We start from the raw sequence: 20,220 nt of genomic DNA, 5'->3' as shown, positions 1-20,220 counted from the left end.
CCTTTCATCTTTCACCTTGCTGTGTTTTGGCCTAGCGTTTCCCTAGCGACTGTCTAACTAAGCAGCGGGTGTCTCATCGGGCTTGCCACCTAGCCGCAACGTGCAATCCACTAAGAATAGTGGCTATTCGCTACAGGCAAAATCTGAGGCTCAGATCCACGTCTGGGCGCTGATTTTTTTGTTTTCAGCACGCTGAAACATCCGGGAATAACCATGAAAATCGCTAAAATACTCAATAATAACGTCGTGATTACGCTGGACGAGCATCAGAAAGAGAAGGTAGTGATGGGCTGTGGCATCGGCTTTAAAAAAAAAGCTGGCGATAGGCTGGACGAAAGCCTGATCGAAAAGGTGTTTACCCTTAACAACAGCGAGTTATCCGAGCGTTATAAAGCACTGCTGGCAGAAATTCCGTTGGCTTGCGTCACCACAGCCGACCAGATCATCACCCTCGCTCGTCAGCACCTGCCGGGGGAACTGCACAACATCATCTACATCACATTGACTGACCATATCCATTTTGCATTGCAACGCCATGCACAGGGTTTGGATATCAAGAACGCGCTGCTGTGGGAGATTAAAAAACTCTATCCGGCCGAGTTCGCCGTTGGGCTGCAAGCCCTGACGCTGATAGCCCAACGGCTGGAAGCCACCCTGCCGGAGGACGAGGCTGGCTTTATCGCTCTGCATTTTGTCAACGCCCAACTCAATGACGAAATGCACAACACTCTGCACATCACCCGCGTGATGCAAGAAATACTCAATATCGTCAAATACCATTTCTGTTTGGATTACAATGAAGAAGCGCTAAGTTATCATCGGTTTGTCACCCATTTGAAGTTCTTCGCCCAACGCCTGCTGGGGAAAAACGACATCGACAGCAACGACGATTCACTTTATCAGGCGGTAAAAGAGCAATACCCCGCGTCATTCATCTGCGCGGGCAAAATTAACCAGCACATCGAGAAAAATTATCAGCATCAATTGACCACCGAAGAGATAATGTTCCTGACCATTCATATTGAGCAGGTGCGCAGCAAGAATTAACGCCTATTCCAGTAGGCGTACAATGTTGCCGCCAGTTTGCATACCGACAGCACGCAACGACCACAGCGTACAGGGAGTCCGTGAGGAGGGTGAGCGCTGCCCAGAGCCAAAATGGCAAATAAAATAGCCTATGGGATAGGCTTTTAGCGTTAGGTGGTCTGCGGCATGGATCCCCCTCAACGGGCGCATTAACATGCGTCGGCACGGTAATAAGGCGATTTTTCATCGTCAATTGGGTATCATTGCCGCCCTGATTTTGACGAATCAGCGTGCCAAACGCACGCTCAGCCTGGGATAATATTATGCTGTGGTTTAAAAATTTGATGGTTTACCGTTTAAGCCGTGAAGTGGCGCTAAATGCGGATGAAATGGAAAAGCAGCTCAGCGCGTTTGCCTTCACCCCATGCGGTAGTCAGGACATGGCGAAAACCGGCTGGGTTTCCCCGACGGGCTTACACCGCGATGCGTTGACCCATGCGCTCAACGGCCAGATTGTCATCTGCGCGCGCAAGGAAGAGAAAATCCTGCCATCGCCGGTGATCAAGCAGGCGCTCCAGGCCAAGATCGAACGCCTAGAAGGCGAACAACAGCGCAAGCTGAAGAAAACCGAAAAGGACGCGTTGAAGGACGAAGTGCTGCACAGCCTGCTGCCACGCGCCTTCAGCCGTTTCAACCAAACCTTTATGTGGATCGATACCGTCAACGATCTGATCATGGTCGACGCCGCCAGCGCCAAACGCGCCGAAGATATTTTGGCTCTGCTGCGCAAGAGCCTTGGATCGCTACCGGTGGTGCCATTGACCTTGGAAAACCCGATCGAACTGACGCTGACCGAATGGGTGCGCTCAGGCGAGCTGCCTGCCGGTTTCGTCATTCAGGACGAAGCAGAACTGAAAGCGACGTTGGAAGAGGGCGGCGTGATCCGCTGCAAGAAACAGAACCTGATCAGCGATGAGATCGCGGTACACATCGAAGCCGGCAAACGGGTGACCAAACTGGCGTTAGACTGGCAGGAACGCATTCAACTGGTGTTATCGGACGACGGCTCGCTAAAGCGCCTGAAATTCGCTGATACCCTGCGTGAGCAGAATGACGATATCGATGGTGACGACATCGCCCAACGCTTTGACGCTGACTTTATCCTGATGACCAGCGAACTCGCAGCGTTGATCAAAAGTACCCTCGAAGCGCTTGGCGGCGAAGCCCAGCGTTAACCCCCCCTACCAGGATAAGGCTCTGCATACAGAGCCTGTGCAAAATAACCTTTCATTGAGGTGGCAGGCGGTAAATTATTTGCTTAGATAACGGCATAGATAGGCGGTAACATCAGCCACTTGCAGGTTGAACTCACTATGACCCGGCACGAAGAACTTCTCACCTGGCATAAACACTTGCCAATCCGGTGCCCCCGGCAACAGTACTTTCAGCGCCCCGGTGATCACCGTCATTTCTTCCGGCTGGGCGGAGCTAAAAGTATATTCGCCCTCTTCCATGACCCCCACGCTGGTAAGACCGATGCTGCTACTGTCAAAACCGATGGACTTCACTTTTCCGGCAAAATACTCATTGACTTTCAACATAGATTGTCACCCGCGTAATCATTTTTATGGAAACGCCATAGTGAGAGATTGCGGTTGATTTGTCACTGATTTTTAACGCTAAGTGCGATCGCAGCACAGTATTTGTGCGAAAGATTGACATCCTCACCGGCCTGAATGAACTAACCCCATAAAGTTGGACAGTTTAGGGAATAAGTTAGCCCCCTAAAAGTGAATTTATTAAGTGACACAGATTCAGATTGATTTTCAGCTTCAGGCGAATTAGTACATTCCGTAACCTCACCCATCTCACCTAAATTTCCCCCTGATCACAAAGAGGATCTGTAGCATAGGCAATTGAAGCTGACAAAGATGTGCCAACGAGAAGTGTACATGCAAGCAACTGACTTTATTTATTCTTAGATACTCCCGTGACATTATTTTAATAATGTCAATTTCCTGTGATAAAAATTATCTCAGGAATTTAATTGTAGTCTAAATATTCAAAATATTACGGTAATGAGTGTTAAAAGTGCGATGGCGAAAATCGCCGATAACCGCACAATAGACAGTAGGTAATTTATGAACATTATCCCTGTGAAAGTTCAGCGTAAACCAGTTAAAATTAGCAAGCCTATAACCGTAGTTATTTCTCCTGAAGAGTATGATCAGTTTGCACAGCTTAAGTGATAGAATTTAAAAGCCATTCTGTCGGGATCTATTGCACCGTCCGATCGTGGCACATGCCATTGTATTGATGATATATTTTCTCCGCTGAGGATTGATGGACGTGAGAGTCAAGCTTAGGGGGGAATGTTCAGTTTACCAACAAGGCTAGAGAGCCTATTCGTGCAATAAGACGATTATTCTATGCGCCGATGGAGGGCTAGCGGCGCAGATAATTACGCTAATTCGCGGCGTGTGATTATAACAGATATTCTTAATCGTCAGTCATCCCCCCGGATTGGCTTCTAGTGTGGCTCTTTATTTTGGGGTGGGAAGTAATATACCAGACGCCAGATACATATAATCACCCGTAATAGCGGGGCTAGCACTTTTGTTTATTCGGGGGTATTAGAAATTATATGTTATTACAATAATATATATCAAAAGATCCTGTGCATAATTCTGTGTAAACCCTTTTTTCAGAAGTGACCGTCCAGGCGGTCACCAAACTCGATAATAAAGCGGCTGCTTACCATGAGCCAGTTTCTCAGTTCATTTCACACTGAATATGCGTGGGGACAGGGTATATATTGCAGCCAGTTTGGACACCGACAGCGCACAACATAGCAGCGCATACAGGGATTACATCAGGATGGTGAGCACTGCCCAGATCCAAAATGGCAAATAAAATAGCCTAAATAGCTGATCCTAATACCGCTACACGTTTGCCTGACCGTGCTTCCTGCCCGGGAATGGGCTTACCGTTTTCATAAAGTGGCCTACTCTATTCAGTCATTGCCACATCGAACGGCTGCGATGATTTTTGGTTATCGTGTCATGTAATGCCTGCCACAACCGTTCACCAGGGGCGAGTAGACTGATTGATAAATAACAATAAATTTGGGGTGCTTCTTCAGCCACCGAAGCGTTTCACGACTTTTATCGATGATATGATTATCAACGATCAGTGTGATCGTTTTTGCCCGCCGGTACGTGCTTTTCAGATGTTTTAACCGTCTGATAAACAACCCCGAGTTTTACTGCCGCCGCCGACGTAACTGACTTTTCCCGTACCACTGTGCAATGCATCGGCCAGGTCATATTTTTCGTGTTGCCCCGGCGTGACAATAGGTTTATGGTCACCACACAGTTGCCCATCTGCACCTATTTTGGGGATTAAGATGAATATCGATCTCATCCTGGCAAAACACAGGGTGTTCGACGCTACACGCGTTTAGTGCTTCTGCGATAGCGACCATTTTCTCTTCTTTGTGTGGGTCGCGCATGCGCAGCGTGGGTGCCACTCTTCGCCAGACAATTCCAGCCGAGGGAAGCCAGCGACCAACGGTTGAAAGATGCAAACGGCACCCAATTATCTCGTTGATTTTTATTGTTAACAGTTCAGTACTCCAGCGAGAACGCTGATAACCAAAATTCCCCGGCGAATGCTTAATCAACTGACGTAACAGCGCACAAATATGCTCAAATGGCCAACGTCGTCCACAGCCTGAAGGTAATGATGTCAGACATTCCGCCCGTAAAAGGTGAACCAATTCATCCAGCGTCCCAGCGATGAACGTGCGCAGCAAAGCGTTTTGGCAACGCCACTTATCTTGTCCCCACGATGAAACATCAACATCGCGGTGAGTCTAGGGACATGGTTTTTATTACATGTTTTATGAATAGTTTTTTACATCAGACCCCTTTCGGCGTCGGGTGATCGGCATTGCTCAGTGCAGTTGGTGATTTGGGATATTCAGCGATTGATCAGATCGCTTAAATCGGACTGAGTTCCCTTCTGGTGATCTACTATTTGGAACAGCTATTTAGTGGGATAAGTTCTTAACCCGCATCTGATATCAACAACTGAGGCGGGCATCAATCCCGCCGACTGATAGGTTGAAATCATGCTACAAAGTCATAGCAGGTATCACGATACATGTGTAGATACCTATGCCCTGAAGGACAGGGTTTTACGGTGCACCTGATCAATCTACCCTCGGCGTTGCCGCGATGGCAAAAGCGCCGCCTATTTTACCCGTTCGTATTGCAGCACGGCGCAGATCTGCTCTATCACCTGCTGCGGATCAGCGGTGCCCTCCATCACGTAATGCGCCGCCTCGCGATACAGCGCTTCACGCGCTGCCAGCACCTCAAACATTTCTTCCGCGATCGGCTTACCGGTCAGCGTTGGCCGTTGTGCGTCCTGTGGGTAGGCTTCTAGCCGCTGCGCTAATACGCTGGCTGGGGCATGCAAATAGATCACCGTGCCATGCTGACGCATAAACCAGCGGTTCTCTTGCGCCAGGATCATGCCGCCACCCGTAGCAATGATCGTTGAGGGTTGGCTCACGGTGTGTAGCGCGATATTTTCGCGGCGACGGAATCCCAGCCAGCCTTCACGTTCAACCATTTTCGCCACGCTCATTTGCGCCGCATGCTGCATAAACAGATCGGTATCGATGAACTGATAGCCCAATGCCAACGCCAGTGCACTGCCTACTGTGGTTTTACCGGCCCCGCGAGCGCCTATCAGAAACAGGGGTTGTGTCATTCAGGATCCCTTTACGGTGACTTGCCTGCCATGCCAACCGCAGTGGCGGCGTACAAGGCATGCGATGGCATTGTGATGCTGCATCATACCGCCATCAGCCCGTTTTTCAATCTTTACGCTAGGCACTCGCAAACGCAGCAAGGGCCTGCGAAGTAAAAGCAGCACAGGCAGAAGATCACCGTACTGAAAGAGCAAATAGCGGGTATTGATATCCGCTATAAAAAATATAAAGTCTAGTTTTACCCTAAATAATTCGAGTGGCAGCAAGGCAGTGACAAATCCGCCGGGAACCGCGCTTGCGCAGGGCCGCAGGCTGAACCTCAGGGATGAGGTTGATGAATCCCCAGGCGTAGCCCCCCGTCAGTGTGCCACTACAAGGCAACTTGAAGTAGGGTGAGTATAGATGGGTTTAGCGCGGCGGCTTGGTAGCGCTCTCTCGTTTGACAACAGGGCTGCTATCCCCCTTTTCTCTTTGGCCTGCTACGAGGTCATCATCAGATTAAGATTATCAACTTCAGCGTTAGCACTGGCATCAATGACGACAACGTTATCTGATAGTTGAGGCATCGCGCAGAGAAAGCAGCAAATCACGCCACCAACCACTCATTAGGCTGTGCCTGGGCTATTCAGATCAGTAAATTGGTGCACAGCTATGTTGCTACCAGAGATCAAAACTGCCAGCGCAACCAAGCGAAAAACACGTTACCGTTGTTATAGGTGCCGGGAATATAAGTGGCCTGGAAGGTCAGTTGTTGATAGCTAATAGAGGCCATCGGCAAGGGTGCGAGGAGAGGGATATAATGCCAGTTGTCGCGCGCGGTAACGCTAGCGGTGACACCCAGTCCCAGGCGAAAGTCCTTGTCATCCTGCGGGCGCCAAATCTTCTCATAGGCATACCCACCAATCGGCTCCCACTTGTTGAACGAATCTTTAAACGCCATCAGATAGATGCCGTGCCAGTCGCCATCGCTGTCGAAGCGGGAAATGCCGTAACCGCCCCCCCACGGACGCTCATTGTACCTGTTGAGATGCTCATCATCGTAAGCCCAACGGTTATGCCAGATCACAGCCGGTATGTATAGGTCGTGGTTGGGCGAGTTATTCCAGGTCTGCGCCATGTTGTCAGTAAAACGCTGCCATAGACCTGGTTTTTCAGCTTGCGTGGCGTTGCTATTTTCTGCACCAACTTCAGCGTAAGAAGGCAGTATAGAAAATATCAGCGTCAGTGCACAGATCAAAATAGTCCGTTGAAATAACATCATCAATCTCCTATAAAAATATGGGCGGCGATTCTTACCGATCATTTAAGCAAGATCAAGCCGTATCTCATTTATTCAACAGCATTCAGCCTCTCGTTGTTACTTGGTTAAGTTTAGCCCTAGTGACACTTTTTGCCGGATGCGGCGCTGATGCGTAACGCCTGGCGACCCTAACGCGAGTCGAAATCGACACCCCACGGGCGATAATATACCCATTCCATGAATAGGTGTACCGCCGATGTCTTTGCACCTGCACCCGGCAGTATCGCCTTTTAGCCACATCGATTGGCTTATCGATTTTTATAGGCAGTGATTTAATTTGATTTTATACCCCAAATAATTCGCGTGGCAGGAGGCAGCAAACGCTGGGCCGCAGGAGAGACCAGAGGGGATAGAGTTCCTTCATCCTCAGTCAATTTGAAGTAGGGTGAGGATAAATGAGACAATAATATTTGCTTTCACTTTGACGATGACCGGAGCCGCTTTTACGATAAATATCTGGCTCAGAGCGAGCCTGTACAGCATTCTGTGTAAGTGCCTTTTCTCAGAAGTGACCGTCTAGGCGGTTAAGACTGTTTTTTGTACGGATTGATATCGACTGCGCGTAATGGCCGGAATTTTCCAGACCCCAGTTTAAGGTTATTGCGCCAGACGTCATCTCCGCTCAAGTTGATATGCTCCCAGCCCAGAGGAGATAGGTGAGAAATCATCTGCTAATTAATCTGGAACCCTTTTCGTTTCAGTGGCTCAATGGCCCTAATGAGATGATCCCCCCCATCCTGTGAGCGGTACGCTGGCAGGGTGTTTTTCTTTCTGAAGGGGATCATCATGCAAAACGTTACGCTCATCGGTATCGACCTCGGCAAACATTCGTTTCATGTCCACGCTCCCGATAAAAATAGGCATGCCTTGTTACGTAAGAAGTTTACCCGCGCACAGTTAACTGCTTTCCTCTCTACCTACACGCGCCCTACAGAGGGTCAAATTGCTTAGGATCAACGGTGGCTGATCTATGAAAAATGGGTAATGCCTCTAAGTGGTTGGATGTTGTGATCTCCTCCAGTTATTTAAGGTATTCTTGTGACTACTGTTACTGTTCATTGCCCTCGTTGTGATCCCGATGATGTTTACCGACAGGATTTCAGCCCAACCAAACACGAACGCTTGCGCTGTCAGAGCTGTCGGTGTGTCTTTCAGCTCAACTACACCTATCAGGCATGGAAACCGGGACTCAAAGAGCACATCGTCGATATGACGTTCAACGGTGCCGGGGTTGGTGATACCGCCAGAACGCTTAAAGTCGGCATCAACACCGTCATACCGACTTTAAAAATCTCTCGTCCCAGAGGATAACGTCATCGCCTGTCGCTCACGCTGATGTAGCGCTTATCTGTGAACTCGATGGACAGTGGAGCTTCGTTGGCAGCAAGGCGCAACATCGGAGGCACTCCCCCAAAGCGGGCGGCTGGCGATAAGTCGTTCTATTAGCGAGTTCGGTGGTCGCCTGAGCGATCACCTTTAATACAAATTACGGCGGCAGTTATACGCGAATATATACAGGATCAGTTAGCTCCCCTAATTCATCTACCCGTCATAGCCTGGCGTCTTATTTGCAAGCTTTACCGCTCCTTGAACTGCGGCCGAACAAATGCCACACACAGCATGTGTACGCTAGCCTGCGGATCCGCCTGGAACGGTAGGTTTTGCTGGCTATCGATGCGCATCAGCGGCCAGTCATTCAACACCCCACCAAAATTGGTCTGCGCACAATCTTCCCCTAGTTGGCCAAATAGCACCGCGCCGTGCTGGACAATCTGCGAAAAGCTGATCTGAGCGTTATAGATATTCGGCCGCGCAAGATTGCTCCAGCGCGTAATAGTTTGCGGATGGGAATTGGCGTATACCATCATCCACTGTGATAAGTAGGCACCACCGACATAACGTAGCTCTGTTCCGTAGCGTTGCTGCCAGCGCTGCTCAATCCCAGTGCTGAACGCTTTAATGCCAACCATCTTCTGCCCGGCATTGCGCACGTTGGCTAGCATCACCACGGCATACCCCAGGCAGGTGGCCAGCGCGATGCACAACAGCCCAATCATTGCCCGGCGTAATGAGCGGGTCGGCGGTTGGCGCACGCAACCGACCAACAGCGCCGGTGCCAATATGAGGAACGGCTGCAACCACTCGGTCAACCGACCCCCCACGTGGAAAGAGAACCAGCAGGCGATGATGCCTAACGGCAATAGATAGACCCATAGCAACACCCGCAGCGGTAAATCGCGCGGCCAGGCCAACACCGCTCCTGCCCACCGCAGGATAAACCATAGGAAAAACAATGGATAAAACACCAATAGCAGCGATAGCAGTATGGCGAAGTTGAGCTGCATCCTGGTTTGCGAATCGACCCACTTGAAGGCGGCGAAATCATGCTGCCATAGCCAGTACAGGTTCGGCAGTACCAACGCCAGCCAGACAGCTACCGCTAGATAAAACTGCGGCTGGCGGTAGCAACGGCGGATAGACGGCACAAGCAGTGTCGCCAGCACAATAAAGAACACCAAGGCGAAGGTTGAATATTTCGCCATCATCGCCAGACCAGCGGCCAGAGCAAAGGCCAACCACCAACTGGTGGAACGGGTTATCGCCAGGTGAAAGAACAGCATCATCCACGGCCACAGCATGACCAGTAGATAGTTGTCGTTATAGGGAATGATGTCGAAATTGATGATACCGGATAGGTTAAGCGTCAGTAGCGCCAACCAGGCCAACTGAGTGCTACCGCTAAGCCGCCGCGCCAGCACCCATACACCCAGCATACCGATGGCGATAGCCAAAAAATGTCCGCCGTACCAATAGATATTCAGCGGCAATTCGGGTAGCCAGATTGCCGGGCGCATCGCCGCCCCCACCAACCACGGATTTTTCGGTGATCCCCATTCGGCATTGCCCCCCCAGTTATAGGCTTCGACGGCGTCATAAGGCAGGGTAGGATCGAGCTGCACAGTCAGCAGCGTCCAAATTGCCGCATAGCACAGCAACCAAAAAATGAGTAGGCGATATGTCATAGTTCTTACAGTCTTTATTTTAACGAAAAGATTAACCTAGCCCAGTGCGCGGGAACGTTAATTCAACCCTGTGCCAAATAGCCAAGCGTTCTGCCCCTGTGATAGCCCCTCGGGTGTCTCAACCAATGATAGGTTGATGTTCCGGCATCGCTAGCAGTTGTTTGACCAGGTCAACACAGCGCAGGAAACGTTTGTCATAATCACTGGACTCAACATGCACATAGTCGATGTTATTAGCGCACAGCATAGTTTCCAACAGGTGCTGGAACGCCTTGCGCTCTGCCGGATCGCCGAGGCTGCGCAAACCGTCCGCAACCCAAGGGGTGTTGTTTTCCAGCAGGATCACCAGGTCAAAGCGGTACTCGTCGATCAGCGCCTGCACGAACGGGTGCTCGCGCCCTTCATACTTTTTACAGAACGCCTGGGTGGTGACAAAGTCGGTGTCGATAAACGCGACCTTGTTGGCGTACTTCACGGCAAAATCAACGTATTGCGCCTGGCCGAGGGCTATCTTGTCATAGTCGGAATACTGTAACGCCATTTCGTCACCACCGAGGTGCGAGAACACATAGTCGCGGCCATATTCCCAGGCGCTGGTGGTGTTGAAAATGTTCGCCAGTTTATTTACTAGGGTCGATTTGCCGCTCGATTCACCGCCGAGGATCGCCACGGTACGCACAAAGAACGGTTTGACTTCGGTTGGGATGTAATCCCAGTAACGGAACGGATCTTGGCGGATTTGGCTACCGCTGATGTTCATAAATGAACGCTCAGGATCGATAAGAATGGTTTCAATACCCAAATACTTGCGGTAACACGGGGCATCCTGTAATTCGCTGGAGTAGATAAAGCTCGGCACTATGCCCTTCTCAGCCATAAAGGCTTTTATGGCGTTACTCCACAGATCCCAGCCGTGAGGATAAGGCTCAATCCCCTGTTCACCGAATGAGTGAATATGGATGTTTTTCTGATATTTGAAGGTCTGCAATAACCAGCGCAAGCGATCACTGACCGTGGGCTGTTGCGACATTGAGCTGTTTTCAAACAGTGCGCGATCGCGCGGTTCGTCGTGGCACAGCATAACGTGCAATTCATCCACTTGGCTGCAAGCACGTTGGATCAGGTAAATATGGCCGGTGTGTAGCGGGTAAAATTTACCAAACACTACGCCAATTTTTTTTTCCCGCCGTGGGTATTCCAACCCCAGAAAGCGGTGCAGCGCTTGCAGTTTTTGGGCGCTTGGACTTTTGATTTTACCGTTCAACAGTTGGCTAAGATAACCTTTGGTCATGTCGCTAGCATCCGCCACCTGATGCAGAGTACAGCCTTTCTGTTTAATGGCGGCCTTTAGGTAGTCAAACTGCAGCATATGCCCCCCTGTTTATGCCCGCCATACTTCAGGTTGCATGGACGTTGGCTTTCTTCGCTCCCCACCAGTCACTTAACGATGTCAGCGCCTGGGGATTAATGAACTTCATCCCTGAGATGCAGCCTGCGACACAGCGTAAGCGCGGTTCAAATCGGTTCCCGACCAATTTGTCACTGCGTTGCCACCTGGCTGTAATCCGAATCATTTAGGGTTAATAGTATGATAAAAAATAGCACATTCCGCAGTTAATAAAATGCATCCAACACCTCCAGCGCCTCTGCCAATTTCTTCACGCCGAACACCTGCATATTGGTCAGCGGTTTCTTAGGCACATTGGCGTGCGGCACGATAGCGCGTTTGAAGCCGTGTTTGGCCGCTTCGGAAATACGCTCCTGGCCGCTCGGCACCGGGCGGATCTCCCCCGCCAAGCCCACTTCGCCAAACACCACCAGATCCTTTGGCAATGGCCGATCGCGCAAGCTAGACACCAGCGACATCAGCAGTGCCAGATCGGCGCTGGTCTCAGTGACCTTCACACCGCCGACCACGTTGACGAACACGTCCTGATCGGACATTTGTAGCCCACCGTGACGATGCAGCACCGCCAGCAGGATCGCCAGCCGGTTCTGCTCTAGCCCAACCGCTACCCGGCGCGGGTTGGACAGCATGGAGTGATCCACCAGCGCTTGGATCTCCACCAGTAGTGGCCGGGTCCCCTCCCAAACGACCATCACCGAGCTGCCGGAGGTCACCGCTTCGCCGCGACTGAGGAAAATGGCCGAGGGGTTGCTGACTTCACGCAGACCCTGTTCGGTCATGGCGAAGACACCTAGCTCATTGACCGCGCCAAAGCGGTTCTTATGGCTGCGCAAAGTACGGAAGCGGGAATCAGCATCGCCATCCAGCAACACCGAGCAGTCGATGCAGTGTTCCAGTACCTTCGGCCCCGCTAGCGAGCCGTCCTTAGTGACGTGGCCGACCATCACGATCGCTACGCCGCGCGTTTTGGCAAAGCGTGTCAGATAGGCGGCAGTTTCACGTACTTGCGCCACGCTCCCCGGCGAAGACTGAATGTCTGCCATGTGCATCACTTGGATCGAGTCGATCACCATTAGCTTCGGCTGTTCCTGATCAGCGACCAGGCAGATCTGCTCGATGCTGGTTTCCGACAGCATATTCAAACCACGAGTCGGCAGCCCCAGACGGTGGGCGCGCATCGCTACCTGCTGTAGCGACTCTTCGCCAGTAACGTACAGGGTTTTCATCTGTTCGGACAGTTTGCACAGCACCTGCAACAGTAAGGTACTTTTACCCGCACCGGGGTTGCCACCGATCAAAATGGCACTGCCAGGTACCACGCCACCGCCCAGTACCCGATCAAACTCAAGAAAGCCCGTGGTGAAACGCGGTAACGCTTCTAGGCTGATGTCCGACAGTTTCTGCACTTTGCTCATGCCAGCGTTGCCAGCATAGCCACTTAGGCGTTCGTTGCGGGAGGAGGAAGGCAGCGCCGCCAAACGCACTTCAGTAATACTGTTCCAGGCGTGACAGGCGCTGCACTGCCCCTGCCAACGCGGGTAATCAGCACCGCACTCATTACATACAAACGCCCGTTTTGCTGCTTTTGCCACGTATTACCTCACTCGCCTGTTTAGCGCACTGGGTGTTTCAGGCTGCCGCTCAATACGCACAGCACGCCGATCAGATCAGCATGGCGAATCGATACCTGCGCTTGTTGATACACGTTGGGTTTGGCATGGTAGGCGATACCCAGCCCCGCTACCTGCATCATCTGCACATCGTTGGCACCATCGCCGATGGCCACCGTTTGCGCTGGCGCAATACCCAGCTTTTCCGCCAGCCGTACCAGCGTATCAGCCTTGAACTGCGCATCCACCACTGGCCCTAGCACTTCACCGGTCAGTTTGCCATCGCGCATCTCTAGCTCATTGGCCACCACCGCGACCAGTTTCAACCGGTCACGCAGGTATTCGGCGTAATAGGTGAAGCCACCTGAGGCGATCGCCACATGCCAGCCCATAGCGTGCAACTGACCCACCAGGTAGGTCAACCCAGGCATCAGGGGCAGTTTGTCACACACTTGCTTGAGGATGCTGGCATCAGCCCCCTTCAGCATAGCGACGCGCTGACGCAGGCTGGCGGTAAAGTCCAGTTCGCCGCGCATCGCATGTTCGGTGACTTCTTCCACCTGCACACCCACACCCGCCAGCTTGGCTATCTCATCGATGCACTCGATCTCGATCGCTGTCGAGTCCATATCCATCACCAGTAAACCCGGCGTGCGCAGGTGCGGGATCTCGCCCAACGGTGCCACGTCCAGCCCGCTCTCCGCCGCCAACAGCATGGCACCCGGTGTCAGGGTTCCCGCCAAACGCACGACCTGATAATCCCCTACGTCCCAGGCAGTGACGATCACCATCGCTATCCCCAGCTTGCGCTGGAACTGAGCGATGCGCGTTTTATCCAATGCTTTGCCGTACAATAACCACCCGGTATGATCCGCCCGATAGTCCAGCGGCATCACTTCATTACCGCTCAAGGAAAGGGGAAGACCCGGCCATTGAGCGATCTCCGCCGGAAGATCGCAATAGGTCAGACTGTTCGACATCTTTAACTCCTGAATTAAGGGGGCGCACCCAGTGGCTGGATGAGAAAACGACGCATCAAGCTATCCTATCGCCATCGGTTCTGGCAACATAAAGCATCCAAGACGCGTAAGGAATCTGCATGGCTCGCACTAAATTGAAATTCCGCCTGCACCGTACCGCTATTATCCTGATTTGCTTGGCTTTGCTGGTGCTGTTGATGCAAGGTGCCTCCTATTTCAGCCTGAGCCATCAATTGGCACGTTCCGAGCAGGTGGAAGAATTGGCACAAACGTTAACCAGGCAGGTGGCATACAGCCTGGCACCACTGCTGGACAACGACATCGACAATCAGCGTATCAACGCGACCCTGAAACAGCTTACCGATCATAGCCGCATTCTGGACGCCAGCGTCTATCAACTGGACGGCACCTTGGTTTCCCTCGCCGGTGAACAGATAAACCTACGCGATCGCCTGTCGCTCGACGGCAAACGCGCGGGCAGCTATTTCAACCATCAGATAGTTGAGTCGATCAACGGCAAAGACGGCCCGATCGGCTTTATCCGCATCACCCTCGATACCCATGTGCTGGCGACGGAATCCAAACAGGTGGACAACACCACCAACTTGCTGCGTCTGATGATCCTGCTGGCGCTGGCGATTGGTATTATTCTGGCGCGCACCCTGCTGCAACACCAACGCAGCCACTGGCAGCAGTCGCCATACCTGCTAACCGCCAATACACCGTTGGAAGAAGACGATACGGTGGAAGACGATGAACCGTCGCAGCCGCAGGAAGAAGCGAAGAAGCGCTGAGTCGGGCCAGGCGCGCAATGTGAGAGTTGAGTTTCTGCAACTTAGCCAACATCTGTGCGGCAATGGTGCGAAATTCATCGCTGATCTGCGGGCACAACGCTGTGCGCCGCCAAAATTCAAGCGCCAGTAATTCCGCCTGCCGCCAAATGGTGCCGCTAACCTCATGGCTTAACCTGATTGCTACCGCTTCCCGGCGCATATTACCGTTGCCGCTCGGCGCAAACGCCATCGGCAACATGTCGTACAACGGGGCCATCGCCACAGGGTGCTGTTCCGGGCGCAGGAACGACAAATTCCCCTGATGCATATCGCTATTGGTTATCAACTTGCTGAACGCCCAGTACAATGCCATCCTCTGGCAAGTATGACGTTCTATCTCGCCCTGCTGCAACAGCCTCTGCGCCGCCGTCCCCCATTTGCGCTACCACTGCCGCTGAATTCGCTATCCAGCGTTTCCAGCGATACCACGGCAACCCGGCCGTTCGACGCGATACAGCGGAAATTGCCTCTCTCCAGCCACCCCGCGCCGCAACGCATAACGCGTCGCTTTGCCTTTACCGAGCGTCAGCACCGCTCCCGCCAATGCGCGGATACGGCGCGGCAGCGTTGGCTGGCTGGTGCAAAGCGCGGCGATAAGCTGGTGTGACGTGGCGAGGCCGCTACGCAAAACCTGTTCGACGTTGTTCATCGGTGAATAGATTGATCTGCGGGCACAGCTTTGCTGCGCCCGTTGGATAATCAGGCTTGGTCGCCCAGCAGTACCGATTCCAGCGCGATAACGATCATCTCGTTAAAGGTGGTTTGACGCTCGGCTGCGGTAGTCGCTTCATGACGCAGAATGTGGTCGGACACCGTGCAGAGGGTCAGCGCCTTACAGCCGAACTCTTCGTGTAATTCCGCTGCCACGCCGTAAATGCCGGCCGCTTCCATTTCTACCCCCAAAATGCCGTATTTCTTCATCACCTGGAACATGTCCAGATCTGGGGTGTAGAACAGGTCGGCGGAGAAGATATTGCCCACGCGCGCCGCCATGCCCTGCGCCGCTGCCGCGTCTACCGCATGGCGCACCATGTCGAAGTCAGCAATCGCCGCATAGTCATGATCTTTGAAGCGCAGACGGTTGACCTTGGAGTCGGTGCAAGCCCCCATACCAATCACCACATCGCGCAGCTTGATATCGTCGCGCACCGCGCCGCAAGACCCTACGCGGATAATCTTTTTCACGCCGAATTCGGCGATCAATTCACGTGCATAGATAGAGCAAGACGGGATGCCCATGCCATGGCCCATTACCGAGATGCGGCGACCTTTGTAGGTGCCGGTGAAACCCAGCATGCCACGCACGTTATTCACTTCTACCGCGTCTTCCAGGAAGGTTTCAGCGATGTATTTTGCGCGTAGCGGATCGCCCGGCATCAATACTACGTCAGCGAAATCCCCCATTTCGGCATTAATGTGCGGCGTAGCCATAATTTTCTTCCCCCAAATAATTTAAATAAAAACGTTAAGCATATAAGTCCTTGGATTTCGAGTTGCAGCTAGGCGACAAGCGTGCGCAGCCAACAACGCTGCAACTTGAAAGACCAGGCTTATAACATGGATTTACCGTAATCCATTGGCGACACGCCAAAGTAGCTGGCCACAGTTTGGCCGATGTCGGCGAAGGTTTCACGGTGTCCCAGCGAACCCGGTTTCACTTTCGGGCCATAGATCAGCACCGGAATGTGTTCACGGGTGTGGTCAGTGCCGCTCCAGGTCGGGTCGCAGCCGTGGTCAGCGGTAAAGATAATGATATCGTCACCGTTTACCCGCTTGAGTAGCTCCGGTAAGCGGCGGTCGAACAGTTCCAGCGCGGCGGCATAACCCGCCACATCACGGCGGTGACCATAAGAGGAGTCAAAGTCAACGAAGTTGGTGAACACGATGGTGTTGTCGCCAGCCTTGTCCATTTCTCTCAAGGTCGCATCGAACAATGCGTCAATGCCGGTGGCCTTCACTTGCTTGGTGATGCCAACGTTGGCGTAGATGTCGGCAATTTTACCGATCGACACCACTTCACCGCCCTTCTCGTCCACCAACTTTTTTAACACCGTAGGAGCTGGCGGTTCGACAGCCAGATCGTGACGGTTGCCGGTACGCTGGAACTCGCCCGGCTTGTCACCCACGAAAGGACGCGCGATCACGCGGCCAATGTTGTAACCGCCTGCGGTCAGTGCTTCACGGGCAATTTCGCACAGCGTATATAGGCGATCCAGGCCGAAAGTTTCTTCATGGCAGGCGATCTGGAATACTGAGTCGGCGGAGGTGTAGAAAATCGGCTTGCCGGTTTTCATGTGCTCTGCGCCCAATTGATCGAGGATCACCGTGCCGGAAGAGTGACAATTGCCCAGGTAACCCGGCAAGTTGGCACGCTCAACCAGTGTGTCGAGCAGTTCCTGCGGGAAGCTGTGGTGTGGATCGTTGAAATAGCCCCAGTCAAACAGCACCGGCACGCCAGCGATTTCCCAGTGGCCTGATGGGGTGTCCTTACCGGAAGAAAGCTCACTGGCGTAAGCATAGGCACCCATGATGTCCGCATTGCTGTCCAGCCCCTGCGGGAATTTACCGGTAGAGGCTTGCGCCGCCTTACCCAAGCCCAGACGGCTCAGGTTAGGCAGTGTCAGTGGCCCCTGGCGGCCAACGTTGGCTTCGCCACGTGCACAGACTTCCGCGATGTGGCCCAGGGTGTCGGCCCCCTGATCGCCAAAACGCTCGGCATCGGCGCTAGCACCGATGCCAAACGAGTCCAATACCATAATAAATATACGTTTCATTAGTACTTTCCTGTGTTTCTCTCGCTTTGGATGGCAGCAAAGAACCGCTGCCGCTGCTGATCCGTTGACTATGCCGTGATGCGCTGATACACCATCGGCGTTGTTTGCGGTGCGGTGTCACTCAGTGTTATGGCACTGCGCAGTGCAGCGGCCGCTTGCTGCCAGCTTTGTTGGTCATTGGCGTGGATCACCGCCAGCGGCTGCTGGGTATCGACTTGGTCACCCAGGCACGCTATCGCGGTCAAGCCAACGCTGTAATCGATGTTGTCAGTGGCGCATCGACGGCCACCGCCCAGCGATACGACCGCTATGCCCAACATTCGGGTATCCATGGCGCTGATGATGCCGGGCTTCTCGGCATAGACTGGCTTGCTGAAGGCCGCTACTGGCAAATAGCTATCGTAGCGCTCAATGAAGTCGGCCGGGCCTTGTTGTGCTGCCACCATGCGGCCAAACACCTCTGCGGCCTTGCCATTGTCCAATACCGCCCACAGTTTGGCTCGCGCATCGGCATCATCTTTCGCCAGGCCACCAGACAGCAAGCACTCCACACACAGTGCCAGGGTGACTGCCAGTAGGCGCGGGTTGCGGTATTCACCGGTCAGGAAGCGCACCGCTTCACGCACTTCTACCGCGTTGCCAGCACTGGAGGCCAGCACCTGATTCATGTCAGTCAGTAGCGCCGTGGTCTTGCACCCAGCACCATTGGCCACATTGACGATCGCCTGTGCCAGATCCAGCGATAGCGTATAAGTCGGCATAAAGGCCCCGGATCCCACTTTCACGTCCATGACCAGTGCATCCAGACCTTCTGCCAGCTTCTTCGCCAAAATCGAGGCGGTGATCAGCGGGATTGACTCAACGGTCGCGGTAATGTCGCGGGTGGCGTAGAAGCGCTGATCCGCCGGTGCCAGCGAACGGCTCTGGCCGACAATCGCTACACCAACATCCTGAATAATCTTGCGAAAGGTGTTATCGTCTGGAAAGATGTTAAATCCCGGAATGGCTTCCAACTTGTCCAGTGTGCCACCGGTATGCCCCAAGCCTCGGCCAGCGATCATCGGCACGTAGCCGCCGCAGGCCGCCACCATCGGGCCAAGCATCAGCGAAACGACATCACCCACGCCACCGGTCGAGTGTTTATCGACGATCGGGCCATTTAACGACAGGCTTTTCCAGTCTAGCACTGTGCCAGAATCACGCATCGCCATGGTAAGCGCGACGCGCTCTGCCGTAGTCATATCGTGGAAATAAATGGCCATCGCCAGCGCTGCGATTTGACCTTCGGAAACCACGTTATCGCGGATACCGTTGATGAAAAAACGGATTTCTTCTTCGCTCAATGGCTGGCCGTTGCGTTTCTTACGAATTATTTCTTGTGCCAGGAACAAAGGCTCCCCCTGCTGTATGACCTAATGATGTCGGGTAAAGGCTGACTCCACACCAATGGAACCATCAGTAACCGCTAGCGGATGCCTGAACGTTATAGTCCTGCGCAGCCAGCAGGCTGGTTAGCAGGCTGGAAGCACCGAAGCGGAAATGGCGCACATCGGCCCAGCCTTCGCCCAGAAGACGATCGGCAAGTTGCAGATAGTGCAACGCGTCCTCTGCGGTGCGCACACCGCCAGCCGGTTTGAAGCCTACCGTCTGCGCCACACCCATATCGCGGATCACCGACATCATCAACTCGGCGCTTTCCAACGTGGCGTTAACCGATACCTTGCCAGTGGAGGTCTTGATAAAGTCAGCACCCGCGTTGATGACGATTTCGGACGCTTTGCGGATCAGAGAGGCCTGCTTCAGTTCACCGCTTTCGATGATCACTTTCAGCAGTACGTTGGCGGCTTGGCAAACCTGTTTGCACTGTTTGACCAGTTCAAAACCCACTTGCTCGTTACCGGCGATCAGCGCGCGATATGGGAACACTACATCCACCTCATCCGCACCATAGGCGATGGCGGCGCGGGTTTCTGCCAACGCGATGTCGATATCGTCATTACCCTGCGGGAAGTTAGCCACGGTCGCAATGCGGATGTCTGGCGTTCCCTGCTCTCGCAGAGCCTTACGCGCTGCCGGGATAAAACGCGGGTAGATGCAGATGGCTGCCGTAGGGCCAGCCGGGCTATTGGCCTGACGACACAGCGCGATCACTTTCTCCTCGGTGTCGTCATCATTCAGCGTGGTTAAATCCATTAAATTCAGCGCACGTTGCGCTGCGGCGGTTAGTTTGGTCATAAAACTCTCCAACTGAAAACCTGAGTGTTGGCGAGCGGACTTGGCTCCATGAAGATAGCGCTGAGGTGCGGGTTACCACAGCAGCAACGGAGATCCTTCTCACCGCACGTAGCCACCCGCATCACGGCTGGCCAGTCTGTATAAGAACCTATCCCGGTAGGCTATTTTATTTGCCATTTTGGCCCTGGGCAGTGTTCACCCTCCTCACGGACTCCCTGTTCGCGCCGGTTGTGGCGCGCTGTCCTGGGGCA

General features: G+C 53.1%; 15 protein-coding genes and 4 pseudogenes. 6 read left to right on the top strand and 13 right to left on the bottom strand.

Annotation, left to right across the window (positions count from 1 at the left end; translation table 11 throughout):
- Positions 1-213: 213 nt before the first annotated feature.
- Both licT and rdgC read left to right on the top strand, forming a co-directional pair.
- A complete protein-coding gene (gene licT / locus SYMBAF_RS03500) occupies positions 214-1,047 on the top strand; it encodes a BglG family transcription antiterminator LicT (RefSeq protein WP_040263111.1) in 834 nt (277 codons plus the stop codon).
- 302 nt (positions 1,048-1,349) lie between these two features.
- Positions 1,350-2,261: a recombination-associated protein RdgC gene (rdgC, locus tag SYMBAF_RS03495; protein ID WP_040263113.1), complete on the top strand. Its 912-nt coding sequence runs from the start codon at positions 1,350-1,352 to the stop codon at positions 2,259-2,261.
- 75 nt (positions 2,262-2,336) lie between these two features.
- Here the strand turns inward: rdgC and ppnP are convergent, their stop codons facing one another.
- The 4 genes and pseudogenes from ppnP to pagP form a co-directional block, all read right to left on the bottom strand.
- Positions 2,337-2,627 (bottom strand): pyrimidine/purine nucleoside phosphorylase, encoded by a 291-nt coding sequence (ppnP, locus tag SYMBAF_RS03490; protein ID WP_040263115.1) that lies wholly within the window; start codon positions 2,625-2,627, stop codon positions 2,337-2,339.
- 1,341 nt (positions 2,628-3,968) lie between these two features.
- Positions 3,969-4,935, bottom strand: a pseudogene (locus SYMBAF_RS03485) (IS630 family transposase).
- A 345-nt stretch (positions 4,936-5,280) separates the two neighbouring features.
- Positions 5,281-5,805: a shikimate kinase AroL gene (aroL, locus tag SYMBAF_RS03480; RefSeq protein WP_040263119.1), complete on the bottom strand. Its 525-nt coding sequence runs from the start codon at positions 5,803-5,805 to the stop codon at positions 5,281-5,283.
- A 668-nt stretch (positions 5,806-6,473) separates the two neighbouring features.
- A complete protein-coding gene (pagP, locus tag SYMBAF_RS03475) occupies positions 6,474-7,067 on the bottom strand; it encodes a lipid IV(A) palmitoyltransferase PagP (protein ID WP_173424331.1) in 594 nt (197 codons plus the stop codon).
- 825 nt (positions 7,068-7,892) lie between these two features.
- Here pagP and SYMBAF_RS03470 point away from each other — a divergent pair.
- Both SYMBAF_RS03470 and SYMBAF_RS03465 read left to right on the top strand, forming a co-directional pair.
- Positions 7,893-8,027: pseudogene (locus tag SYMBAF_RS03470) on the top strand (IS110 family transposase); the annotation flags it as partial.
- Positions 8,028-8,144: 117 nt separating this feature from the next.
- Positions 8,145-8,530: pseudogene (locus SYMBAF_RS03465) on the top strand (IS1 family transposase); the annotation flags it as partial.
- A gap of 153 nt (positions 8,531-8,683) precedes the next feature.
- Here the strand turns inward: SYMBAF_RS03465 and SYMBAF_RS03460 are convergent.
- From SYMBAF_RS03460 to serB, 4 genes are all read right to left on the bottom strand, one after another.
- Positions 8,684-10,129: a glycosyltransferase family 39 protein gene (locus tag SYMBAF_RS03460; protein WP_160743759.1), complete on the bottom strand. Its 1,446-nt coding sequence runs from the start codon at positions 10,127-10,129 to the stop codon at positions 8,684-8,686.
- A gap of 118 nt (positions 10,130-10,247) precedes the next feature.
- Complete coding sequence (gene nadR / locus SYMBAF_RS03455; RefSeq protein WP_040263123.1) at positions 10,248-11,498, bottom strand: multifunctional transcriptional regulator/nicotinamide-nucleotide adenylyltransferase/ribosylnicotinamide kinase NadR; 1,251 nt, start codon at positions 11,496-11,498, stop codon at positions 10,248-10,250.
- Between the two features lie 245 nt (positions 11,499-11,743).
- Positions 11,744-13,129 (bottom strand): DNA repair protein RadA, encoded by a 1,386-nt coding sequence (radA, locus tag SYMBAF_RS03450; RefSeq protein WP_040263125.1) that lies wholly within the window; start codon positions 13,127-13,129, stop codon positions 11,744-11,746.
- A gap of 20 nt (positions 13,130-13,149) precedes the next feature.
- Positions 13,150-14,127, bottom strand: a complete 978-nt coding sequence (gene serB / locus SYMBAF_RS03445) for a phosphoserine phosphatase (RefSeq protein ID WP_040263127.1) — start codon at positions 14,125-14,127, stop codon at positions 13,150-13,152.
- A gap of 119 nt (positions 14,128-14,246) precedes the next feature.
- On the opposite strand from serB, the gene SYMBAF_RS03440 reads away from it, so the two are divergent.
- The gene (locus tag SYMBAF_RS03440) at positions 14,247-14,921 is read left to right on the top strand and encodes a YtjB family periplasmic protein (RefSeq protein ID WP_040263129.1); all 675 of its coding nucleotides are present in this window, start codon (positions 14,247-14,249) and stop codon (positions 14,919-14,921) included.
- A gap of 103 nt (positions 14,922-15,024) precedes the next feature.
- Here SYMBAF_RS03440 and SYMBAF_RS17515 read toward each other — a convergent pair.
- Positions 15,025-15,273 (bottom strand): annotated as a pseudogene (locus SYMBAF_RS17515) (HipA domain-containing protein); the annotation flags it as partial.
- On the opposite strand from SYMBAF_RS17515, the gene SYMBAF_RS17510 reads away from it, so the two are divergent.
- On the top strand, positions 15,223-15,567 hold the full coding sequence (locus SYMBAF_RS17510) for a hypothetical protein (RefSeq protein ID WP_040263134.1): 345 nt from the start codon (positions 15,223-15,225) through the stop codon (positions 15,565-15,567). The pseudogene SYMBAF_RS17515 and the gene SYMBAF_RS17510 overlap by 51 nt on opposite strands.
- 92 nt (positions 15,568-15,659) lie before the next feature.
- Here the strand turns inward: SYMBAF_RS17510 and deoD are convergent, their stop codons facing one another.
- The 4 genes from deoD to deoC all read right to left on the bottom strand — a co-directional run bounded on the left by deoD (position 15,660) and on the right by deoC (position 19,969).
- The gene (gene deoD, locus SYMBAF_RS03425) at positions 15,660-16,391 is read right to left on the bottom strand and encodes a purine-nucleoside phosphorylase (RefSeq protein WP_040263136.1); all 732 of its coding nucleotides are present in this window, start codon (positions 16,389-16,391) and stop codon (positions 15,660-15,662) included.
- A gap of 119 nt (positions 16,392-16,510) precedes the next feature.
- Positions 16,511-17,734: a phosphopentomutase gene (deoB, locus tag SYMBAF_RS03420; RefSeq protein ID WP_040263138.1), complete on the bottom strand. Its 1,224-nt coding sequence runs from the start codon at positions 17,732-17,734 to the stop codon at positions 16,511-16,513.
- A gap of 68 nt (positions 17,735-17,802) precedes the next feature.
- Entirely contained in the window at positions 17,803-19,125 is a 1,323-nt protein-coding gene (deoA, locus tag SYMBAF_RS03415) for a thymidine phosphorylase (protein ID WP_040263140.1), read from the bottom strand.
- A 64-nt stretch (positions 19,126-19,189) separates the two neighbouring features.
- Entirely contained in the window at positions 19,190-19,969 is a 780-nt protein-coding gene (gene deoC, locus SYMBAF_RS03410; RefSeq protein ID WP_040263142.1) for a deoxyribose-phosphate aldolase, read from the bottom strand.
- Positions 19,970-20,220 lie beyond the last annotated feature (251 nt).

This window comes from Serratia symbiotica, from assembly GCF_000821185.2.
Classification (GTDB): domain Bacteria; phylum Pseudomonadota; class Gammaproteobacteria; order Enterobacterales; family Enterobacteriaceae; genus Serratia; species Serratia symbiotica.
This window is presented reverse-complemented; position numbering and strand designations above follow the sequence as displayed.

Excerpts from the sequence above, each read along its gene's own strand:
- licT (WP_040263111.1), top strand. The coding sequence starts at position 214 with ATGAAAATCGCTAAAATACTCAATAATAACGTCGTGATTACGCTGGAC.
- rdgC (WP_040263113.1), top strand. The coding sequence starts at position 1,350 with ATGCTGTGGTTTAAAAATTTGATGGTTTACCGTTTAAGCCGTGAAGTG.
- ppnP (WP_040263115.1), bottom strand. The coding sequence starts at position 2,627 with ATGTTGAAAGTCAATGAGTATTTTGCCGGAAAAGTGAAGTCCATCGGT.
- aroL (WP_040263119.1), bottom strand. The coding sequence starts at position 5,805 with ATGACACAACCCCTGTTTCTGATAGGCGCTCGCGGGGCCGGTAAAACC.
- pagP (WP_173424331.1), bottom strand. The coding sequence starts at position 7,067 with ATGATGTTATTTCAACGGACTATTTTGATCTGTGCACTGACGCTGATA.
- SYMBAF_RS03460 (WP_160743759.1), bottom strand. The coding sequence starts at position 10,129 with ATGACATATCGCCTACTCATTTTTTGGTTGCTGTGCTATGCGGCAATT.
- nadR (WP_040263123.1), bottom strand. The coding sequence starts at position 11,498 with ATGCTGCAGTTTGACTACCTAAAGGCCGCCATTAAACAGAAAGGCTGT.
- serB (WP_040263127.1), bottom strand. The coding sequence starts at position 14,127 with ATGTCGAACAGTCTGACCTATTGCGATCTTCCGGCGGAGATCGCTCAA.
- SYMBAF_RS03440 (WP_040263129.1), top strand. The coding sequence starts at position 14,247 with ATGGCTCGCACTAAATTGAAATTCCGCCTGCACCGTACCGCTATTATC.
- SYMBAF_RS17510 (WP_040263134.1), top strand. The coding sequence starts at position 15,223 with ATGCATATCGCTATTGGTTATCAACTTGCTGAACGCCCAGTACAATGC.
- deoD (WP_040263136.1), bottom strand. The coding sequence starts at position 16,391 with ATGGCTACGCCGCACATTAATGCCGAAATGGGGGATTTCGCTGACGTA.
- deoB (WP_040263138.1), bottom strand. The coding sequence starts at position 17,734 with ATGAAACGTATATTTATTATGGTATTGGACTCGTTTGGCATCGGTGCT.
- deoC (WP_040263142.1), bottom strand. The coding sequence starts at position 19,969 with ATGACCAAACTAACCGCCGCAGCGCAACGTGCGCTGAATTTAATGGAT.